The sequence below is a fragment of the Streptomyces sp. NPDC002888 genome, from assembly GCF_042888465.1.
Classification (GTDB): Bacteria; Actinomycetota; Actinomycetes; order Streptomycetales; family Streptomycetaceae; genus Streptomyces.
Genome location: NZ_JBIAPU010000026.1, coordinates 110,434 through 131,775 on the forward strand (window position 1 = coordinate 110,434; position 21,342 = coordinate 131,775).

At 73.2% G+C, this 21,342-nt stretch carries 15 protein-coding genes; 6 read left to right on the forward strand and 9 right to left on the reverse strand.

Features of this window, described 5'->3' with window-relative positions:
- The first annotated feature begins 35 nt into the window (after window positions 1–35).
- Genes fxsA through ACFYWX_RS34660 form a run of 3 tightly spaced genes read left to right on the forward strand, consistent with a single transcriptional unit; the run spans window position 36 to window position 2,643 of the window.
- Window positions 36–215 carry an FxSxx-COOH cyclophane-containing RiPP peptide gene (gene fxsA / locus ACFYWX_RS34650; protein WP_389428793.1) on the forward strand — a complete coding sequence of 60 codons (180 nt, stop codon included), beginning with the start codon at window positions 36–38 and terminating at the stop codon, window positions 213–215.
- Window positions 212–1,429 (forward strand): FxsB family cyclophane-forming radical SAM/SPASM peptide maturase, encoded by a 1,218-nt coding sequence (locus ACFYWX_RS34655; protein WP_389428794.1) that lies wholly within the window; start codon window positions 212–214, stop codon window positions 1,427–1,429. Before fxsA ends, ACFYWX_RS34655 begins: the two co-directional genes overlap by 4 nt.
- Window positions 1,426–2,643 carry an aKG-HExxH-type peptide beta-hydroxylase gene (locus ACFYWX_RS34660; protein WP_389428795.1) on the forward strand — a complete coding sequence of 406 codons (1,218 nt, stop codon included), beginning with the start codon at window positions 1,426–1,428 and terminating at the stop codon, window positions 2,641–2,643. The genes ACFYWX_RS34655 and ACFYWX_RS34660 overlap by 4 nt, the downstream gene beginning before the upstream one ends.
- Before the next feature lie 24 nt (window positions 2,644–2,667).
- Here ACFYWX_RS34660 and fxsT read toward each other — a convergent pair whose 3' ends face one another.
- The 5 genes from fxsT to ACFYWX_RS34685 form a co-directional block, all read right to left on the reverse strand.
- Window positions 2,668–7,254 carry an FxSxx-COOH system tetratricopeptide repeat protein gene (gene fxsT / locus ACFYWX_RS34665; protein ID WP_389428796.1) on the reverse strand — a complete coding sequence of 1,529 codons (4,587 nt, stop codon included), beginning with the start codon at window positions 7,252–7,254 and terminating at the stop codon, window positions 2,668–2,670.
- The gene (locus tag ACFYWX_RS34670) at window positions 7,251–8,321 is read right to left on the reverse strand and encodes an AAA family ATPase (protein ID WP_389428797.1); all 1,071 of its coding nucleotides are present in this window, start codon (window positions 8,319–8,321) and stop codon (window positions 7,251–7,253) included. The genes fxsT and ACFYWX_RS34670 overlap by 4 nt, the downstream gene beginning before the upstream one ends.
- Entirely contained in the window at window positions 8,318–9,832 is a 1,515-nt protein-coding gene (locus ACFYWX_RS34675; RefSeq protein ID WP_389428798.1) for a hypothetical protein, read from the reverse strand. The genes ACFYWX_RS34670 and ACFYWX_RS34675 overlap by 4 nt, the downstream gene beginning before the upstream one ends.
- On the reverse strand, window positions 9,829–10,791 hold the full coding sequence (locus ACFYWX_RS34680; protein ID WP_389428799.1) for a trypsin-like peptidase domain-containing protein: 963 nt from the start codon (window positions 10,789–10,791) through the stop codon (window positions 9,829–9,831). Before ACFYWX_RS34680 ends, ACFYWX_RS34675 begins: the two co-directional genes overlap by 4 nt.
- Before the next feature lie 492 nt (window positions 10,792–11,283).
- Window positions 11,284–12,729, reverse strand: a complete 1,446-nt coding sequence (locus tag ACFYWX_RS34685) for an amidase (RefSeq protein WP_389428800.1) — start codon at window positions 12,727–12,729, stop codon at window positions 11,284–11,286.
- Between the two features lie 267 nt (window positions 12,730–12,996).
- On the opposite strand from ACFYWX_RS34685, the gene ACFYWX_RS34690 reads away from it, so the two are divergent.
- Window positions 12,997–14,385, forward strand: a complete 1,389-nt coding sequence (locus ACFYWX_RS34690; protein WP_389428801.1) for a glycoside hydrolase family 43 protein — start codon at window positions 12,997–12,999, stop codon at window positions 14,383–14,385.
- Between the two features lie 110 nt (window positions 14,386–14,495).
- On the opposite strand, the gene ACFYWX_RS34695 is transcribed toward ACFYWX_RS34690, so the two are convergent.
- Entirely contained in the window at window positions 14,496–15,740 is a 1,245-nt protein-coding gene (locus ACFYWX_RS34695) for a cytochrome P450 (protein WP_389428802.1), read from the reverse strand.
- A gap of 197 nt (window positions 15,741–15,937) precedes the next feature.
- Here ACFYWX_RS34695 and ACFYWX_RS34700 point away from each other — a divergent pair, with 197 nt between their 5' ends.
- Window positions 15,938–16,465, forward strand: coding sequence for a MarR family winged helix-turn-helix transcriptional regulator (locus ACFYWX_RS34700; RefSeq protein WP_389428803.1), 528 nt, complete (start codon window positions 15,938–15,940; stop codon window positions 16,463–16,465).
- Window position 16,466: 1 nt separating this feature from the next.
- On the opposite strand, the gene ACFYWX_RS34705 is transcribed toward ACFYWX_RS34700, so the two are convergent.
- Complete coding sequence (locus ACFYWX_RS34705; protein WP_389428804.1) at window positions 16,467–17,765, reverse strand: helix-turn-helix domain-containing protein; 1,299 nt, start codon at window positions 17,763–17,765, stop codon at window positions 16,467–16,469.
- A gap of 203 nt (window positions 17,766–17,968) precedes the next feature.
- A complete protein-coding gene (locus tag ACFYWX_RS34710; protein WP_389428805.1) occupies window positions 17,969–18,943 on the reverse strand; it encodes an alpha/beta hydrolase in 975 nt (324 codons plus the stop codon).
- Between the two features lie 258 nt (window positions 18,944–19,201).
- Here ACFYWX_RS34710 and ACFYWX_RS34715 point away from each other — a divergent pair, with 258 nt between their 5' ends.
- Window positions 19,202–20,179, forward strand: coding sequence for a TerC/Alx family metal homeostasis membrane protein (locus ACFYWX_RS34715; RefSeq protein ID WP_389428806.1), 978 nt, complete (start codon window positions 19,202–19,204; stop codon window positions 20,177–20,179).
- A 15-nt stretch (window positions 20,180–20,194) separates the two neighbouring features.
- Here the strand turns inward: ACFYWX_RS34715 and ACFYWX_RS34720 are convergent, their stop codons facing one another.
- Window positions 20,195–21,124: an FkbM family methyltransferase gene (locus ACFYWX_RS34720; RefSeq protein WP_389428807.1), complete on the reverse strand. Its 930-nt coding sequence runs from the start codon at window positions 21,122–21,124 to the stop codon at window positions 20,195–20,197.
- Window positions 21,125–21,342: the final 218 nt, after the last annotated feature.

Sequence of the window (21,342 nt, forward strand, 5' to 3'; positions counted from 1 at the left end):
CGATGCCCAACGGGGCCGTTGAACGCACTGCGGACATGCCGGATCTGACAGGGCTGCCCCTGGAGGAGATTCTCGAAGGCACCGACTCGGCCCTGTCCGCGGCGCTGCGCCGCGTCCTGCGCCACCTGGCCGGGGAGGAGGTGCCCGTGGCCGCCTACGACTCCGGAGGCGACAGCTCCGAAGGCCCCCGCCCGCGCACCACGCCCCACCCATGACCTCGCCCCCCGGCCGGTGGTCCGACGACCTCCTCGACGTCGGCACCGCACACCCGGTCGGCCAAGCTCCGCTCCCTTTCCGGGAGTTCGTGGTCAAGGTGCACAGCCGCTGCAACCTCGCCTGCACCTACTGCTACGTGTACGAAGCCACCGACCAGCTCTGGCGCACCCAGCCGCACACCATGGCCCGGCCCACGGCCGAACAGGTGTGCCGCCGCATAGCCGAACACGCCGAACACCACCGGCCGAGCTCCCTGCGGGTCGTCCTGCACGGCGGCGAACCACTGCTCGCCGGGGTCCCCCTGCTGCGCGGCCTCACCCGAACCCTGCGCGAACTGCTCCCCACGAGCACGCGCGCCGAAGTCGTCGTGCAGACCAACGGCACCCTCCTCGACGACGGCGTGCTGCGCCTGTGCCACGAGGAGGACATCCGGATCGCCGTCAGCCTCGACGGCACCCCGCAGATCAACGACCGCGCCCGCCGCGACCACGCCGGACGCGGCAGCCACGCCCGCGTCGACGCCGCCCTGCGACGCCTGACGGCCCCGGAGCACCGCGCCGTCTGGGCCGGCATCCTGTGCACCGTCGACGTCACCGCGGACCCCCTCGCCGTCTACGAACACCTGCTCTCGTACGACCCGCCCGCGCTCCGGCTCCTGCTGCCCCTCGGCAACTGGACGCACCGGCCGCCCGAACGCACCGACGACGACTCCCGTACGCCCTACGGGAAGTGGCTGGCCGAGGTCTTCGACCGCTGGTACCACAGCCCCGGCCCACCCGTGAGCATCGCGTTCTTCGAGTCGATCCTCGACCTGCTGCTCGGCGGCGTGACCCGCACCGAGACCATCGGCGGCGCGCCGTCCCAACTCGCCGTGGTCGACACCGACGGCGCGCTCACCCTCTCCGACCAGCTCAAGTCGGCGTACGAAGGGGCCGACCGCACCGGTCTCGACGTCCACCGCCATCCCTTCGACGCGCTCCTCGACCATCCCGGGGTGGTGGCCCGCCGGCTCGGCGCGCGGGGGCCCGCCGCACCGTGCCGCGCCTGCCCGGTGGGCGCGGTGTGCGGCGGTGGCCACTACCCGCACCGCTACCGCGCCGGACACGGCTACCTCAACCCGTCCGTCTACTGCCCGGACCTGATGGCACTGATCCGCCACGTGGCTGCGGTCGTCCGCGCCGACCTCGCCCGTGTCTCCGGAGCCCGTCCTTGACGCTCGACGGCCGGGCAGCGGGGCCCGCGGTCGCGGCCGTGCCCGCCCTGCCCGCCGGCCTGTGGCGGCAGATCGCCCGCGGCACGCCGGACCCCGGCACGCTCCGCCTGCTGCGCACCGCCCGCGCGGGCCGCGACCTCCTGCTGCTGCGTGCCCTGCACCAGGAAGCACGCGGAACGGCCGGTTGGGACACCGGCATCGCGGTCCTCACGGCCGTGCGCCGGCACGCCCCGGGCGTGTTCGACTCGCTGCTCTCGGACCCCGCCACCGGGACCGTCCTCGCGGCCGCCGTACGAGGCGACGGCCCCGACGAGGTCGTCGCCCTCGCCGCCGTCGCCGGGCACCGCGCCGGCCTCCCGTTCCGGCTGCGCGTCCCGGTGCGCGACGGCACCCTCGTCCTGCCCGGCCTCGGCCACGCCGTCCTCGGTCCGGGCAGCGACACGGTACGGGTGGAGCGCACCCCGTACGGCACGACCGTCACCGCCCCGGGAGGGCGTACCGCCGTCCGCGTCCCGGACAGACCCGGGGAGGCCGCACCCGGCTGGGAACCGGCGCCCGTTGTGCTCCTCACCGCATACGGGGCCCGGCTGACACTCCGCCTCGACTCCCAGGGGCCCTTGGGCGCGCGCGTCGGACCGGCCGAGGCCGACCGGTGGCGGGACCGGCTCGGCGGCGCCTGGGAACGGCTCGTGAGCCGCCACCCCGACCGGGCCGCCGCCGTACGCGGCACGGTCCGTGCCGTCGCCCCCCTCGCACCGGGACCGTCCGTCCCCGGCGCCCGCGCCCCCTGGCTCAGCGCCTCCTTCAGCGACGCCTTCGGACTCGTGGCCCTCGCGCCCCTGGACGACCCCGCCGAGCTGGCCGCCGCCCTCGTCCACGAGACCCAGCACTCCCTCCTCTACGCCCTCCAGGACCTCACCCGCCTGCTCGACGCGGCGCCGGGCGCACTCGGCAACGCCCCCTGGACCGACCGCCCCCGACCACCTTCGGCCCTGCTCCAGGGCGCGGCCGCCTTCCTCGTCACAGCGAGCTTCTGGCGCACGGAGGCCACCCACGGTCACCCCACCGCACCGGCCCCCTACGACCGATGGCGCCACACCGCCCACCGAGCCGCCGACGAACTCGCCCACCACAACTGGCTCACCACCAGCGGCCGCCTCCTGCTGGACGCGATGCGCGAGGTCCTCGCGGAGTGGGTGGAGACGCCGGTCTAGAGGGGGCGGGGCCCAAGAGCGGGGTCAGATCGGTGGTGGTTCGACGTCGCATTCCGCGCGTGTTCCCGCGACCGCGGCGCGGCTCTCCGGGTGGTCCGGGCCCAGGGTGGCGACGTAGCGGCGTTGTACGGAGGTCAGGAGTTCCTCGCCGGCCTCACGGTGGCCGGTCTCCGTCAGGTCCAGGGCCAGGTTGGTGAGGGCGGCGAGGGTCGCCGGATGCCGGTCGCCGTAGCGGGCGTCGAGCTTGCCGGCGCAGTCCTCGCCCAGGGCCCGGGCGGCCTGCGGATTGCCGTCCAGGGCCAGGTCGGTGGCGAGGTTGACCCGGGCGAGCAGCAGCCAGGGATGGTCGTCGGGCAGCGCGACGGCCAGCGCGGTCACCGTCTCCTGGTCGACCTGCCGGGCCTCGGCGTACTCACGCGCGGCGCGCAAAGCCGCCCCGTGGTTCACGCCCGCGGCCCCGGTGAGCGGGTGCTGCGGACCGAGCACCGCGCGGTAGCGGTGCAGCGCGTCGGCGCTGTGCTCGCGCGCCGCCTGGGGATCACCCGTCATCCGCAGGTCGTTGGAGATGTTGGTCAGCGCCGCCAGCGTGTCGATGTGCTCAGGCCCGAAGTGCTCCAGGTACAGCTCCAGCACCTCGCGCGCCAGGGCGAGGCTCTGCTCGAACTCCCCGGCCTTGCGGCACGTCACCGACATGTTCTTGATGGCGCGCATGGTGGCCGGATGCCGGTCGCCGTACTTCTCGCGGTACCGGGCCAGGGTGCTGGTCTGCAACACCAGCGCGTCCACGTACCGACCGCACTCGCGCAGGTCGCGGGCCACGTTGTTGATGGAGAAGAGGGTGGAGCGCGCCGAGGGGCCCAGAATGTCCAGGCGGGCCTCGTGGATGCTCTCGTCCATGGCGAGAGCCTCCTCGTACAGGCCGTTGACGCGCAGGCTCACCCCGTAGTTGTGGCCGATGGTCAGCGCCTTCGGGGACCGCGTGCCGTGCAGCCGCACACTGCGTTCGTAGGCGTCGCGGTCGAGGGCCAGCGCCTGAGTGAACCGGCCCGCCGCGCGCAGGTCGGCGGCGGTGGCGCCGGCCACCGTGAGGGTGTACTCGTGGTCGTCGCCCACGGTGGCGCGCAGCCGCCCGAGCACCTCCTCGTTGATCCGCCGGGAGTCGTCGAATTCGGCCAGCTGCCAGTGCGCGCTGGCCTGTTGACGCCGAGCCCACAGGGTCTGGAGGTGGTCGGGGCCCAGCGTGGTGGTCCAGATGTCGGAGACCTGCCGGGCCAGTCTCGCCGCACCGGGGAAGTCGCCGCCGGCGATGACGTAGCCGAGGATGTTCAGCGCGGTGCCGCGCACGCCCTCGTCGCCGCAGCGCAGCAGGCCCGTGGGCTCGAGGTGGGGCAGGATGTCGGTGTAGTTGCGCCAGTTCTCCGGCCGTTGGGAGTCACCGGGGTCGTGCGCGGCGATGATCCGGTGGACCAGGTGGCGCAGTCGGACGCGCTCGTCCTCGGGCACCTCGTCCTGCAACACGCCGGCCAGCAGGCGGTGCACCTGGAGCGTGCCGCTCGCGGCGTTGACGGTCAGCAGCGAGAACTGGTTGATGGCCCGGATCGCCCGCCCGCGGGCGAGCTCGTCGCGGGCCACGGGGGCGAGGGAGTCGGGCAGCTGAAGCAGCCGCGCGTCCCGCAGGAAGGACTGGGCGATCGGCTCGGGGCCGAAGAAGGCCAGCAGCCGCAGAAGTTCGAGTGCCTGCGGGTTGCGCGCGCCCAGCAGGTCCACCGAGGCGCGCCAGGTGGCCGCGACGGGCTGGATACCGGACGCGGAGGGTTCGGCCAGGACCTCCTGACGGCGGTGCTCCAGCAGGTCCAGATAGGCGCCGGTGCGGATGCCGGACTGGGCCTGCGCGGCCACCGAGTGCTCCAGGGCCAGCGGCAGGTCGCCCAGCGACTCGGCGAGCCGCTCCGCCTCCTCCCGGGACGCCCAGGGCGTGCGGTGGCGCAGGAACCCGATGCTCTCCTCCCGGCTGAACACGTCCACGCGCAGCGCGTTGACGCGCTCGGCCCAGCCGGAGTGCCGCGACGTCACCAGCACATGACCGGCGCCGCCCGGCACCCCGAGCAGGGCGGGAATGTAGGGGACGACGTCCTCGGGCGCTCCCGCGTTGTCCATCACCAGCAGCCAGCGCGTGAACGGGGTCCCGGTCGACATCGCCGCGAGCACCCGGTCCACCGGGTCCCCGGACCCTTCGGCGGCAGCCCCGAAGTCCGAGGCGAGCGAGGCGAGTTGCTGCCGGATCACGGCGGGCTGCTCGGCGTCGATCCACCAGATCCGCTCGTACTCGGTGTGGTGGCGGTGCACGTACTCCACGGCCAGCCGGGTCTTGCCGACCCCGCCCAACCCATAGAGGGCGTACGGCAGGACGGCCGCCCGGTCCCCGGAGTTCAGCAGCTCGCGCAGCCGGTCGAGCTCCTCCTCCCGGCCGGTGAAGTACGACGCCTGGGGCAGGGGCATGGTGCGCGGCAGCCGCGCCGGCCTGCGGGGCCGCGCCGGGGCGCCCGGGGCGCTCGGGGCGGACCGGGGCCGCTCGGTGCCGGGGGCCGGGTCCGTCGCTTCCGGTGCATCTGTCGTATCCGGTGTATCCGGCGTATCCGTCGTATCCGTCGTAGGGGAAGGGGCGGGATCCATCGACACGACCTCCGTGGGCTGAGCCGGGTCCGTGGGCCGAGGAGCAGGGGCGGACACGGGGTCCGCGGGGGGTGGGCCCGGCTGACGCCCGCTGTTCTCCCCACCACCGACCGGGCTCAAAGGTGTGTGCTCCCGTGCGCGGGCCAGCGCGCCTCCGTAGGCCGGGCCGAGCGCGGCCAGCGCGGGCACCGCCGCCGACAGCAGCTCCTGCTCCGCGGCGCCGAGCGGGACGTCGTCCAGCTCCGCGGGCGCCGCCACCAGGGTGCCCAGCAGCCCGGCTCTGGCACCCATCGCCCGTCCGGCGACCCCCGCCACCTCCTGGAGCGTGCGCAGGGTCTCGGTGCGCCCGAGGCCGCGCAGCAGCCGGTCGCGTACGCCGTCCAGGAACTCGTAGCGCGGGCCGTCACCGTCCCCGGCCGGATCCGTGCGAACCGACAGCAGGCCGCCGAGGAGGATCTCCGCGAGCGGGAGCGGTCCGGTCGTGCGGTCCAGCGGACGCTGCACCGCGCCGACCACCTCGGGCCGCAGCGGCACCATGGCCAGCCGGGCCGCGAGCCGCCGTGCCTGCGGTGAGGCGTGCCGCAGGAAGAGGCGCACCGCATGGTCGGCGGAGACCGGGCGGGAGCGGTGGTCCGGGGCGAGCGGCGGCAGGCACTGCGGCGCCAGGCCCTGCTCGTCCACCAGGAGGGCCGCCAGGTCGCTGTGCGACGCGGCCTCACCCGTGACCATGCGGGCCCAGCCCGCGAACCAGGCGGCCTCCAGTTCGAGCACCGGCACGGGTGTCACGCCGGGGCGCGCCCAGCGCCCGCCGTGGCGCAGGAGGAGATGTGCGTTCGGCAGTCCGGGCGCGTCGGCTCGCACCCGCACATCGCGGGGCACCGCTTCGCACAGGTCCCACAGCCGGCTGGGCAGCGGCTGGAGGACGGCGACGGGCGCCCGGCGCGCCCAGCGGTGGAGCAGCCGGGGCACGGTGCCGGCCGCCCAGGCGTCGCCCACGCAGTCGCTCATCAGCAGGATCAGCCGTCGGCCCCGCGGGTGGAAGAGCTCCTCCGGGGCGCGCGGGGGACCACTGTGCTCCGGCCGCAGCTGAGCCGCCTTGCCGCCCCGGGTGTCCAGCCGCCAGGTCCGTACGTCGGCGAAGGCGCCCTGTCTGCGCAGAAGTTCGGCGAATTCCGCGGCGACGCCCCGCCACACCGCCATCGACACGCTCTGCTCGACGACGAGCGCGACCTCGAACCACCGGCCCGGCTCGTCCACGAGGACGGGGCTCCACCGGCCGAGCTCCGCCGACCTGGCCGCCGTCTCCTCGTCGTCCAGGACCTGCCGGTGCGGCGAGCGGATCCGCCGGTTGAAGGGGCGCAGGGTGCGGGCGAGCCGGAGGGGGTCGCGCAGGACGCCGGGGCGGGTGTCGGGGTCGATGAGAGGCGGGGAGGGGAGCGGAGCCCGTGCGGCGGGGGCGGGTGTGGGCGTGGGGCGCTCGGGGGTGTCGTCTTCGGACGCGGGTGAGTTCGGGTCGGCCGGGGACACCGGGCCGGGGGACGGTGGGCCGGCCTCGGGATGCCGTCCCCCACCCGACGACGGGCCCTTCTCGCCGAACGGCACCTGCGACCGCGGGACGTTGTCGTCATCCGGCAGCGCCGACCGTGGGCTGTTCCCGTCACCTGTCGACGCGGACCACGGACCGTCGTCGTCGCCCTGCCGTACGGGGGTCGACGCATCGGCCGCGGCCCCGGGCCGCCCCTCGCGTCGGGAACCTGTACCTGTCTCCGGCCGGGCGGCGGACCCGTCCGGCCCCCTGGGCAGCGGTCCCTCGGGCTGCGCCCGCCGCTGCTGCGGGAGGTCCCGTAACGCCTCGTCGGCCGCTCCGATGCGTTCCGCCAGCCAGAGGGCCTCCGCCCACTCCCGCGCGGTCGGCGCCCAGCCCGCCGAGCCGGTCATGGCGAGGCGTCCGTCGCCAGGCTCCGCCAGAGCGCGGCTTTGAGTCGCGTCCAGGACACCTCGTCGACGTCGGCGCCGCCGTTGGTGAGCAAGTGCACGGTGTTCAGGAGCTGGTCGGCGGCGAGGGTGCCCTCCCCGCGCTCCTCCAGGAAGGAACGGATCAGCTCCCTGGCCCGCGGATCCGTCTGCGGACCGAAGTGCGACTCGACCATCGCGGCGAGCCGCGCCTCGTCCGGCGCGGGCAGCTCCACATCGAGGCACCGGCGGCGGAAGGCGGGCGAGAAGGCCCGCTCCCCGTTGCTGGTGATGACGACCACCGGGAACTCGGAGCAGCGCACCCTGCCGTCGCGCACCACCACCGGAGACCCGTGGTCGGCGGTGCCGACGCTCGCCTCGCGCCGTGACCGCCCGAGCCGCTCCAGTTCGCGGACGCGGAACTCGCCCTCCTCGAAGATGTGCAGCAGGTCGTTGGGCAGGTCGACGTCGCTCTTGTCCAGCTCGTCGATGAGCAGCACCCGGGGTCGCTTCCACGGCAGCAGGGCCGTGCCGAGCGGTCCGAGCGTCAGATAGCGGCCGACATCGGGCAGCGGGCCACGCTCGCCGCGTGGGCCCGGGCCCACGGGGGCGTCCTGCAGTCGGCCGATGGCGTCGTAGTCGTACAGGCCGTCGCGCAGTGTGGTGCGGCTGACCACCGGCCACCACAGCACACGGCCCAGGCCCAACTCCGCGGCGATCTGGTGGGCGAGGCTGGACTTTCCGGTGCCGGGCCGGCCGCTGACCAGCAGCGGGCGGCGGAGCTGGATCGCGGCGTTGATCACTTCGACGACCGCGCGGTCCAGGGTGCCCGCCCGGCGCGAGCCCAGCTTGCGCTCGACGTCCGAGACGTCGTCCGGTGCGGGGATGTCGAGCGGCGGGCTGTCGGTGTCGGGCCGAAAGCGCCGCCAGGGCGGCGCGGCGGGCAGTGGGGGCAGCGGGTCGGAGGGTGTGTGATGGGCACCGCTGTCCCGGAACACCCACCAGGAGGGGGGTTGGGGACGTGGTGCCTGGTCAGTCGTCTCCCCGCTCATGGATGGCCACCCCCGGTCCGCGGATGCCCCAACGCGGCCTCCGCCCCCTCCAGTCCGTCTCGGCTGTCCCACACTAGGGTGACGTGACGACGGAGGTCCAGCCTCGCCGAGGGATCATCGCAGTGCGGGACGGTGCCGCCCCGCATTTGTCGTACCCGGTCGGGCAGCGCGTCCAACCGGCCGGCGAGTACTTTCCCCAACTCCGGTCGTGCCCGGTCGTGTCGGCCGTGCCTGCCGCGCAGTGCAACGATGGCGGGGATACCGACCTCCAGCAGGACGTAGACGGGATCTGCCTGCAAGTCGCCCTCGTACTGCGGCGGTTCGAGCAGCACGAAGCAGAACGGCGTTTCCGTTCCCCGGAGTTGACTGAGCAGGTCGTACGGATCCGGTGTGGCGCCGGGGATGACGTACCGCACCGCCGGCACCTCGAAGAGCCTGTCGGGATGCGCCTCCAGCCAGGCGAGGCGGCGATGCAGCGCGGGCCACCAGGGCCGGTGGCCGAACCGGTCGCGGCTGCGTACGAGGACGGTGTGGTCCGCGCCGATCGGGCGGGCCACCGAGCCGGCCGGCCGGACCGGGAACTGGTCGACGTCGAGCCAAAGCAGCGGCCGGGGCAGCAGGAACTCGACGCTCAGCCCGGCGCTCAGTTCGCCGAGGTGGTCCAGGACGCTCTGGTGCAGCCCGGCCACCGTCGCCTCCAGCGCGCGCCGCGAGGACACCCGGCAGTCGGCGAGCAGGGAACGCGGGCCCTCGCCCGGGGCCAGCAGCCAGCCGCGCAGATGGTAGTCGTCGGGGGCGGCCGGGTGCGCCACGATCTCCACGAGCAGCCGGGACGGCTCGAAGGGGCGCCCCAACCGGGCCGCCTCCCGGGCCCGCACGCTCCGCAGCAGGTCCGGCGCGCACCCGAGCCGGTGCGCCACCTTGTCGTTCCAGGCCCGCAACTCACCCTCCAGCGGCCCTGGTTGATGGACGGCGACGGCCTCGACGAAGGACAGCAGCGGATGCGCCTCGTCCGGCAGGACGAGCGCGTCCTCCAGGGCGTCGAGGAGGTCCGCCGTCCTGTCCGTGTCCTCCTGCGCGGGCCGGCCGACGGCGGGCGGCGGCAGGAACGGCAGGAAGCGCAGCGCGATCGGCCCGAGGGGCGGGCCGGGGGGCCGGGACGTCAGCAGCGCGCACAGCGCGTCGCGCTCGCCCGCGGTGAGCAGCCGCTCCGGGTACAACCGCAGGTACATGCGCTCCACGGCCGCCCAGGCCAGGGTGCCGGTGCGGCCGCTGCCGAGCGTGTCGAGGTAGAAACGCAGCCCGTTCGGATACGCGTCGCACTGCCGCAGCGTGGCGTAGAGGTCCTCCTTGAGCATCCCGGAGTGCTCGACCTCCAGCGGGCCGACGTGCTCGGCGAACGCCTCGGCGGCGCGCCGCAGCGGCAGCCGGTGGTCGAGGCCGGGGATGCGCGCGATCAGGCCCGCCAGCTCCCAGAACAGGCCCGTGCGGGGCACACCGGCGCCCGTCACGGCGTCGGCCTCGACACGCCGCGCAGCCGGTCCACGACCCGCTCGAACTCCTGCATGGGCAGGGAGCCCCGCTCGTACCAGCGCAGGGCCTCGACGAGCCGGTCGATGCCGTCCGCGTACTGCAGGCACAGTTCCACGACCCCGCGCACGTCCTCGATCAGCACCGACGACCGCTCGGCCAGGTCGAAGATCTCGTCGCCCGTGTCGCGCAGCACGCTGTCCCGGCGCTGCCGGTCACGCATGCTCGGCACCCGGGCGAGCGCGGTGGCCAGTTCGCGGTCGGCGCCGCGCGGCCAGGCCGGCGGCGGGGTGGGCGAGACGGGCAGGGAGCCGTCGTCCACGGCGTCACCGAGCAGCGGGCAGTGCCGCACCGCGGCCTCGACCGGGATCATCCAGGCGGAGGCGCCCTGGGACCGCAGCGCCGCGACGACCACGCCGATGACGTCACCCCGCTCGTCGACGACGCCCGCTCCGCTGTAGCCGGGACGCACCCGGGAGCCCGCCGCGTCCTGGCAGTCCAGCTGGATCCAGTCCGGGCCCGTCGCGCCGGCCAGCCGGGCGGCGATCCATATGCCGGGCGGAGCGGCCGTGGCCTGGCCGAAGACCCGGACCGTACGGCCACGGGTGGCGCCGCACGGCCGTAACCGGGCCGGCGCGCAGTCCACCGGCGCCGGACCGGTCAGCCGCAGGACCGCCACGTCCCCCCGCTCACCGTCGGGCGGCGCCCAACCACCCGGCAGCACCGAGGCGTACGACGTCCCGCCCGCCCCGGAGCCGGGATGGTCGACCGCGATCCGATGCCCCAGCGGGCTCTCGCCGGTCTTCAACTTCAGTGCGTACTGCACCACATGAGCACACGTCAGCACCCGCCCCCCGCTCACCAGAACACCCGCTCCCACCGGTGTGTTGTCCGCGCCGAGAATCCGTACCCGCCATGAGTCCTCGATCGACTGCGACACCCCGCGCCCCGTTCGCTCCGTCTTGACACGATGTTGGCAGACAATGGCTGCCGGTAACAGCTATGTGCCGCAATCCCAGGGCCACGCTGCCGGCACGGGCGGGCGGGGGCCGGAGCCGGTGGGCGCGCCGGGCTCACGCCAGCGGGGGCGCGCCGGGCTCACGCCAGCGGGCGTGCGTCTGGCTCACGCCTGCGGACGTGCGCCCGACCCACACCCTGTGGGTGTGCGCCGCGTGTACACCGCGGGGGCGCCCCGCTCGGGCCCCCGGAGGCTCGCCGTGCGTGCACGGCTGAGGGTGCCGCGCTCACGCCTGCTCGGCGCGCCGCGTCTACACCGCCGGGGGTTTCACTCAGGCCCCGGAGGCTCGCCGCGCGTGCACGGCTGGGGGTTGCCGCGCTCACGCCTGCGGGGCGCGCTGCGTCTGCACCGCCGGGGGCGACGCGCTCACACAGCCGGAGGTTCGCCCCGCTCACACCGCCGGGGGCGCCCCGCTCACACCGCCGGGGAGGAGTCCGTGAGCGCGGTGTGCGGCGGCCACAGCTCGTGCCAGCGCAGCTCCGCCTCCAGCTGTGCGGCCAGTGACACCAGCAGCGGCTCGCTGTGCGCCGGGCCGAGGAGCTGCGCCCCGACCGGCAGACCGCCGGGCGCGAAGCCCGCGGGGACGTTGACGCCGGGCCAGCCCAGGACGTTCCACGGCCAGGCGTACGGGCAGGCGGCGATCATGGCGCGGTCGGTGGCGAACCCGCTCAGGTTCAGCATGGCCCCGATGCGGGGCGGGGGAGCGGCCGTCGTCGGCGCGAGGACCACGTCGTACGTCTCGAAGAAGGCGCCGATACGGCGGTGCAGCACCGCTTCCGCTCGCCGCGCCGCCCGCAGCGGTGCGCCGCCCAGCAGTCGGCCCAGCCGGGCGGACTCGCGGGTGCGCGGGTCGAGGAGCGCCGGGAAGGGTGCCTCGGCCACCCACTCGGCGATCCCCGCGGTCGCCCGGGGGATGAAGGTCAGCCCGATCTGCCCGTAGGGCGGGTCGGCCTCCTCGACGGTGTGCCCCAACGCGGCCAGTTTCTCCGCGAGTTCGACGACCCGGGCGCGCACCTCGGGGAGCAGGCGGGCGGGTAGCGCGGTGAACGGCGGCTTGAGCGCGAGCGCGACGCGCAGCCGGCCGGGGTCGCGGCCCACCGCGGCCGAGGCGTCGACGGCGGGCGGCCGGTGCGGGTCGTGGTCGTGGTTGCCGCTCGCCGCGTCCAGGAGCAGGGCGCCGTCAGCCACGGTCCGGGTGAGTGTGCCGTTGACCGTGATGCCCTGGAAGGACTCGCCGCGCGGCCAGGTCGAGATGCGGCCGCGCTGCGGCTTGATGCCGATCAGATGGGTCCAGGAGGCCGGGATGCGGACCGAACCCGCCCCGTCGGAGCCGAGGGCGGCCGGCACCAGGCCTGCGGCGACGGCGGCCGCCGAACCGCCCGACGAACCACCCGGGGTGTGTTCGGCGCTCCACGGATTGCGGGTCGCGCCGAACGCCGGCCCCTCGGTGAAGGGCCACTGCCCCAGCTCGCAGGTGTTGGTCTTCCCGACGATCACGGCTCCGGCCGCGCGCAGCCGCCGTACCGCCTCGCCGTCCTCGGCCACCGGCGGGTGCTCGCCCTGACAGCCGAACGCGGTCGGCTCGCCCGCCACGTCCATGTCGTCCTTGACGGCGACGGGGACCCCGAGGAGCGGGCGGCGCGCCCCGCCGGCCAGCTCCCGGTCGGCCGCCTCGGCCTCGGCGAGCGCCGCCTCGGCCCGGACGACGCGGAAGGCGTTGAGGGTGCCCTGCGCCGCCTCGATCCGGGCGAGCGTGCGCTCGACCAGTTCGCGGGCCGACACCTCCCCGTCGGCGAGCGCACGGGCGGTCTCCGCCAGGCCTGCGGCACGGTCGGCAGGTTCGGCAGCGTCGAGCGTCATGCGGGTACCTCCGGGCACTCCGGGACGACCTTGTCCTACCGAACGGTAACGTGTGGCGGCGCGGTCACGGAACGCCACGCGCGGGAGAGGTGGCTCGGCTTACGACCGCCCCTGCCGCCACAGGTTCCCCACAGGGCCGTTTTCGTCCTGCGCAACCCATTGACGCGCCTGGGCCCCACCCCTACCTTTCGATCGATCTTCCGAACCTCGTTCGTGATCTCGAACGATGAGTCCCAGGGAGACTCCTTCAGCCCCAGGGAGCCGCACGTGACCAGACGTCCCCCCACCCCGTCCCGCCGTACCCTGCTGCGCGGGCTGGTTGCCCTGCCTGCCTCGGCGCTCGTGCTGGGCGAGGCGCCCGGCCTGCTCGGCACGGCCCTCGCCGCCGCACCGCCCAGCGGCTCGGCCACCCGCTACACCATCGTCCCGTTCCTCAACAGCAACGACGGCACGGTCAACGTCTACCAGTCCGACGACGCCACCGACTTCCGTCTCGTGAAGTCCTCGGCCTACACCCCGCCCAGCAACCGCATCCGCGACGCCAGCGTCTTCAAGCACACCGACGGCTTCTACTACATCACCTACACCACGCACACCTGGCAGGACGTCAGCACCACCATCGGCTTCGCGCGCAGCAGCGACCGGGTCAACTGGACCTTCCTGTACGACTACACGGTCCCGATCGCGAGCCTCTCCCGGGCCTGGGCGCCGGAGTGGTTCGTCGACAGCGACGGCAGCGTCAACGTGATCGTGTCCTGCTCGACCACCAACGACGAGTGGATCTTCACCCCGTACCTGCTCAAGGCCACCAACTCCGCCCTCACCGCGTGGAGTTCGCCGGTCGCCCTGTCCGGCATCGGCAGCAACCACATCGACACGTTCATCGTGCGGATCGGCTCGATCTACCACGCCTTCACGAAGAACGAGACGACCAAGTACATCGAGTACGCCACCGCCTCGCGCCTCACCGGCCCCTACACGATCTCGAAGACCGGTGACTGGGCCGGCTGGGGCAGCTACCGCGAGGGCCCCGCGCTGGTGCAGCTCGACAACGGCGGCTGGCGGATCTTCTTCGACGGCTACGGCGACGGCAAGTACTACTACAGCGACAGCTACGACACCTTCGCCACCTGGAGCGCGCCCAAGGCACTGCCCGCCGTCTCCGGCACGGCGCGCCACTTCACCGTCATCAAGGAGACGGTGTCCGGCGGGGTGAGCCTCGCGAAGAACGTCACCCGTTCCTTCCAGTCGGCGAACTTCTCCACCCGGTACTGGCAGGAGCAGTCCGCGCTCCTCAACCTCCCCGTGGTGAGCGGCTCCAGCAGCAGCGCGGAGCAGCAGGCGTCCACCTTCACCGTCGTCGCCGGTCTCGCCGACGCGAACGGTTACTCCTTCCGGGACGCAGCGGGCAACTACCTTCGCCACTACGGGTTCCGGGGCCGCTTCGACCCCAACGACGGCACCTCGACGTTCGCCAGGGACGCCACGTTCATCGCCCGGACGGGCACCGCGAGCGGCTCGGTGCGCTGGGAGTCGTACAACTACCCCGGCTACTACCTGCGCCACTACAACTACCAGCTCCGCGTCGACCCCTCGGACGGTACGGACCTGTTCCGGCAGGACAGCTCGTTCGTGCCGGTGACGGCCTGGGCGTAGCGGGGAGGAGGGATCCATGGTGTGGCGGGCTGCACCATGGATCCGGGAGGCATCGACACGATCGACAACAACCTGGAGAAGATCGACAAGAGCACGGGCGCGACTCACCGCTACCAGGTCACCGGCAGCTCGTAGACGCCGTAGACGACGCCGTCGTCCTTGAACGGGATCCTCTCCAGCTCGGCGGCCCGGCGCAGGGTGGGGACGCGGCGGAGAAGGGTGCTGTAGACGACCTGGAGTTCCAGGCGGGCCAGGGGCTGGCCGAGGCACTGGTGGACGCCGAAGCCGAAGGCCATGTGGCGGCGGGCGTTGCGGCGGACGTCGAGCCGGTCCGGCTCGGGGAAGACGTCGGCCTCCCAGTTTCCGGTGGCGCCGGGGATGATGACGCCCTCGCCGGCGCGGATGACCTGCCCGCCGACCTCGACGTCCGCGAGGGCGAGGCGGCGCTGGCCGTTGTGGACGACCGTCAGATAGCGCAGCATCTCCTCCACCGCGCCCGCGACGACGCGCGGATCGTCCGTGTCGCGGACGACGGCGAGCTGGTCGGGGTGCTCCAGGAAAGCCAGGACGCCGAGGGCGATCATGTTGGCGGTGGTCTCGTGCCCGGCGCCGAGCAGCAGCAGGCCCAGCATGGCGGCCTCGTGGCGGGTGAGGTCGCCTGCCCGCATCCGGGCGGCCAGCTCGGAGAGCAGGTCGTCGGCCGGGTGGGCGAGCTTGGCCTGAAGCTGCTCGTCCAGATACGTCAGCAGTGCGCCGGAGGCGGCCCGGGACTCCTGGGGCGAGGCGTCCCGGCGCACGCCCACCTTGCTCTTGCTCTGGAAGAACTCGTGGTCGTCGTACGGGACGCCGAGCAGTTCGCAGATCACCAGCGACGGCAGCGGCAGCGCCAGGGCCTCCACCAGGTCGACGGGCTTGGGACCGGCCAGCATCGCGTCGATGAAGTCGTCGGTCATCCGCTGGACGGCGGGCCGCATGGCCTCGATGCGTTTGATGGCGAAGGGGGCGGTGACCATGCGGCGGATGCGGGCGTGCTCGGGGTCGTCCATGTTCAGGAAGGACGGCGGGTTGCTGGTGAAGGCGTCCTGGAAGGCCGCGCTCGCGTGGGGGAAGCCCGGCAGGGTCGGATCGACGCTGAGGCGGCTGTCGCCGTACAGGGCCTTCTGGTCCGCGTGGCGGGTGACGAGCCAGGGGGTGCTGCCGTCCCACAACCGGACCCTGGAGACCGGCTTCTCGGCGTGCAGCCGCATCATCTCCGGGGGCGGCGCGAACGGACACCCGGTGGCCCGGGGCATCGGGAACGCCGGTACCGCGTCGCCCGTCTCCTCGTTCTCGGCATGCGTCAGCGTGTCGGACACGGCACTCCTCACGGTGGGGGGAAGGGGGCCGGGGCCATGCAATCCGAAGACCCTGACAACTCGCCGCCAAGAAGCTGACACGGAGCGGATGTGGGGCAGATCACAGAGAGTCGAGCAGCCTGAAGTGCCTTGCCGTCAAGGATTGCCGGACGGTCGGATTACTTAAGTCAAGCAAGCTTTTCGGTTATCGTGGTCGTATGTACGAATCCTCGCCCGCGCCGACCGGGGTTCAGGCGGACGTCGCCGAGATAGAGCGCGTCCTCACGCGTGTCACGTATCTGGCAGGCCGCGCCCGGCAGCACGAGCGGCTGATGGCCCTGGCCGGACTGCCGCTCGACCGGGCAGCCGTGACGGTCCTCCGGCACGTCGCCGAGAGCGAGCCCCTGCGCCCCGGCGTACTGGCCGTCCGGCTCTCCGTGGAGGCTTCCCACATCACCCGCCAGCTCAGGCAGCTGGAGCGGGCCGGGTACGCCCTCCGCGTTCCGGACCCCGACGACCGCCGCGCCCAACGCGTGCAGCTCACCGAGTCCGGCCTGGCCGCGGTCGACCGCATTCGCTCGGCCGGTATCCGCGGCATGGAGATGGCCCTCACGGACTGGTCCCCCGAGGACCTCCACCACCTCGCCGCCCTCTTCCGCCGCCTCGTCGACGACTTCGTCACCCACGCGGAGGACCCGTTCGAGGGCGCCGGGCCCCCGGACGGCCTCGGCGCGGCCCACTCCTGACCTACGGCCGTGCCAACCGCCGCATCTCCAGGGCCAGTTGCAGCCTGAGTCGACCCTGTGGGGTGCGCACCGGCCAGCCGAGAAGGTGCTCGGCGTGCGTCAACCGGTCCTGGAGCGTGGAGTGGTGCACGTTCGCCTCGGCGGCGGCCGACCGGAGGCTCGCCGTCGTCGCTACCGCGTGCAGTGTGACCAGCAGCCAGGGCGCGTCCGCGGCCGCCGCGTCCAGGGCCTGCACGTCGGGCGGCGGCTCGGCCCCCGGCGCGACGAGGTCGGCCAGCAGCGCGAGACCACCGAGCTCGTCCGCGTACACGACCCGCGGGCCGGGATCCTGCGCGGTGCCGTCAGCGGTGAACCGCAACGCGGTCCGCGCGGCGGCCCAGGAGCGGGGCAACTCGGTCAGGGGGACGGCAGGCCCGACACCGATCCGTCCGACGGCTGCTTCGGCCGCCCCGGCACGCAGGGAGCCGGGCGGCCCCGAGCGGGGACGGTCGGCGGTTGTTTCGGGTGCCCTGGTGCGCAGGGAGACGGGTGAGCCATGCCCGGGACGGCCGCCTGTCGTTTCGGACGCCCCGGTGCGCACGGAGCCGGGTGGGCCTGAGTGAAGACGGCGTTCGAGAGCTTCGGTCGCTCCGGTGGGCAAGGGGCTGACCGGGCCTGAACCGAGACGGCCGATGGGCGCTTCGGCCGGCGCGGTGGACAGGGAGACGGTGCCGGTGCGCACGACGGGCGTTTCGGTCGGCGTGGCCTGGCCGATCCGGGCGTCCGCAGGGAGGACCCGTGGCCGTCCGCCGAGCGGGGCGAGCGCGCGGGCGGGCGCGCCCGGGTCCAGCCCGAGGCGGCGGGCGGCGTGCAGTCGGGCCGCTTCGGGGGCCGTGGCGTCGAGGACGGTCTCGACCAGGGCGGGGTCGTCGACCGGAACCCGTCCGCGCGTACGGTCGAGGACGAGCCGTACGGCGCCCGCGGCCCGCTCCAGGATCACCGCGTCCACCACACTGGGCGCGGCCCCGGCGCGTTCCAGCCACAGCGCCGGAGTACCGCCCGGCGTCAGCGCGGCGGACGGCCACTCCGGTGCCGGCGGCAGGTCGGTGTCGCGGCGCGTACCGTCCGCCTCGACCCGGATCCGCACCAGCCGGTCCGCGTCGACGAGCCGCGCCGGCACCCCGGCGAGCACGGCGGCGCCCCGCACCAGCGCCTCCATCCCCGCCCGGGACTCGGCCAGTCGATCGAAGTACGCGATCACCTGTACGGCGGCCCCGGCATCCGGGTCCAACGCGCTCAACCGCCCGGCCAGCTCTTTCATAGGCCCATCATGCGCCAAGGCCCCGCCCCCGAACAGCGCCTGTCCCGCGGGGACGGCACGCTGCCGCTCCGGGTCGCGCTCGAGGCACCCCGAATCGGGGCCGGCGCAGGTCGCAGGCCTCGCCCCCGATGTCGGTCGATGTTCGGGCCGGGCCCGGCGTCCGGTGTACGGCCTTAGGGGTCCTTGCGCTATGCAAGGACCCCTTACTCCGCCAGCAGCCTGCGCAGCCAGTTCAGCTGGGCCTCGCGGGCCGAGCGGGAGAGGGCGGCCTGGGGGGCGAAGCCGTCGAAGCCGTGGAAGCCGCCGGGCCAGACGTGGAGCTCGGCGACGCCGCCGGCCTGCCAGATGCGGGAGGCGTAGGTGACGACCTCGTCGCGGAAGGTCTCCGCGGAGCCGACGTCGAGGAAGGCCGGGGGCAGGCCGGAGAGGTCCTCGGCGCGGGCGGGCGCCGCGTAGGGGGAGACCTCGGGGCCGCCGCGCAGCTCGCCGAGCAGCGCCGTCCACCCCGTCTCGTTGGCCGTACGGTCCCATATGCCGAGGCCCGCCATCTGGTGGGCCGACGCCGTGTCGTTGCGGTCGTCCAGCATCGGGCACATCAGCAGCTGACCGATCGGCTGCGGGCCCTCGCGGTCCCGCAGGAGCAGAGTGAGCGCCGCGCCGAGGCCGCCGCCCGCGCTGGCACCGGCGATCACGATCCGCTCCGGGTCGGCGCCCAGCTCCTTGGCGTTCTCCACCGTCCACGTCAGCCCGGCGTACACGTCCTCGATCTGCGCCGGGTACGGGTTCTCCGGCGCGAGCCGGTACTCCACGGACACCACCACGGCGTCCAGCTCCTTCGCCCAGGCGAGCGGCCCGTCCACCCCCGCCCGGTTGTTGCCGAGGATCAGGCCTCCACCGTGGACGTGGTAGATGACGGGGCGCGGCCCGGTGGCGGCCGCGGCCTTGGGACGGCAGATCAGCAGCGAGATGTCGGGCGCGCCCTCGGGGCCCGGAACCTCCCGGTCCTCCGCCTCGAAGACGCCGTCCAACGTGAGGTCCAGATTGGCCAGCAGCTCGATGCCGGGCCCCCGGCGGGCGTCGTCGATCTCCTCCAGGGTGATGCTCGGCGAGATCATGTCCTTGATCAGTTCCAGGGCGGCGGCGAGTTCGGGGTCGAACGGGGGCGGGGTCGAGGTCATGGGTTACTCCTCATGCGGAACGCGGCGGCTCGTGCGGCTCCTGCTGCTCGTGCGGCCATGATGAGCGCACGCCCGGCCCCCGGACCGCCGCCGTCCGGCGGAACCTGCCCGCCGTTCGGCGGGTGGCCGCCCCCGGCTGACCTCTTCCTTACCAGGACATGACCTGTTGTTCACTTCTCGGAGGTGGAAGGGTTTCAGCCAGCCGACAACGATGTTCATTCCCCCACAGGACCCCCGCAGGCCCCAGGAGCACCTCCCGTGAATGTCTCCCTCACTGTCTGGCTGGTGACCGTCGTGGCCTTGTGCGCGCTGGTCGCCGTCGACTTCTTCATAGGCCGCAAGCCCCACGATGTGTCGCTCAGGGAGGCGGGGACCTGGACGATCGTCTGGGTCGTGCTGGCGTGTCTTTTCGGCCTCGGTGTGTTCCTCGTCGGCGGCGGCGGGCCGACCGGCGAGTTCTTCGCCGGCTACATCACCGAGAAGTCGCTGAGCGTCGACAACCTCTTCGTCTTCGTCCTGATCATGGGCAAGTTCGCGGTGCCGACCCAGTACCAGCAGCGGGTGCTGATGGTCGGCGTCATCGTGGCGCTCGTACTGCGCGCCGGGTTCATCGCCGCGGGCGCCGCGATCATCTCCGCCTTCTCCTGGGTGTTCTACCTGTTCGGAGCCTTCCTGATCTGGACCGCGTGGAAGCTGGTCCAGGACGCCCGCAAGGAGGAGCACGAGGAGGAGTATCAGGAGAACAAGCTGCTCAAGGCCGTCGAACGCCGTTTCGGTGTCGCCGACCGCTACCACGGCACCAAGCTGTTCATCACCGAGAACGGCAAGCGGGTCATGACCCCGATGCTGGTCGTGATGCTCGCGATCGGCTCCACCGACGTGCTCTTCGCGCTCGACTCGATCCCCGCGATCTACGGGCTGACCCAGGACCCGTACATCGTGTTCACCGCCAACGCCTTCGCGCTGATGGGCCTCAGGCAGCTGTACTTCCTCATCGGCGGCCTGCTGAAGAAGCTGGTCCACCTGTCGTACGGCCTGTCGATCATCCTGGGCTTCATCGGCGTCAAGCTGGTGCTGCACGCGCTGCACGAGTCCGGGGTCCACGTCCCGGAGATCAGCATCCCGTTCTCGCTCGGCTTCATCGTGCTCGTCCTCGCGGTCACGACGTTCACCAGCCTCAGGGCCTCCAGGAAGCAGGAGCAGCAGGCCGAGGCCGAGGCGAGCGGGACGCTGTAGCGGGGGCGGCCGGGGTCAGTCCGTCGCGGGAGCCGCGTCCGCGCGCATCATCACGCAGTCGAACTCGATCACCCGTCCCGTGTTCGCCTCCCGCGTCACGGGATACATCCCGGTGATCCCGAAGCCGCCCGCCTCGTACGCGGCGATCGCCTCGCTCATGCCCGGGCTGCCCTCGTACAGCCGCAGCACGGCGACCTCCGACTGCAGGCCCACGAACTCCCCGACGCGCTCGCCGGCGCCGGCGAACACCTCCAGGTCGTAGCCCTGGGTGTCCATCTTCAGGAAGGGGCGCGGGTCGGTGATGCCGTCGAGGGCCTTCTCCATCATGCCGTCGAGGCGGCGGATCTGGATCTCCTCCGTCTCGGACTTCGCGAACCGCAGATAGCGGTCCTTGCCGTAGTCGCTGGGTGGCAGGACGGAGTTCATGCTGTTCCAGCCCGTGTGGATGGTGCTCGCCGTGTCCTCGCGGCCGAGGCCGTAGTGGTACACCCACCAGTCCGGATCGTCGGCGGCGGCCTTCTGGAGCTTGGCGAAGGTCCCGGCGGTGGGCTCGAAGGACACGATCCGTCCGGTGTAGCCGTGGCGGCGCAGCCGGCGGGCGTACTGGCCGGCGTTGGCGCCCACGTCGAACACGCAGTTCACGTCGTAGAACTCCAGCATGGCGGCCACGTGCTGGTGACACAGGTACTCGGCCGCCGCCAGCTGCAGCTTGCGTTCGTCCCGCAGGGCAGCGGGGTCGAGCAGGAGCTGCGCCCCGCTGTCGCCGAGCCTGACACTCGTCGCGTCCGTGCCGCTCTGCTCACGTTCCGCGCGGGTCTTTCGGCGCCGTACCACCCAGGTGTCCTCGCCTGCGCCCGCCACCGTCCAGCGGCCGTTGTCCCGCGCCACCACGTCCGCGCCCTGGGCCAGGGGGATTCTGCGGCGCCGGGCACGCCGGGAGACCACAGCCGCTCCTGGGCCGAGGTCGGTCACGTGCATACCAAGTCGAGGCATAAGCGTCAGCAGTCGTCGATAAAGGGTCTGCATCCGCACACCCTTTCAGACACTGAGGGCAGTGGTCGCGGGCTTGAACGATTTTCCAGCACCTTGACCTCGAAAACGCTTGCAGCTTGCTCGACCTTTGACAGGGCGGACCAAGGCATGAAAAGGGGACCGGAAGACTC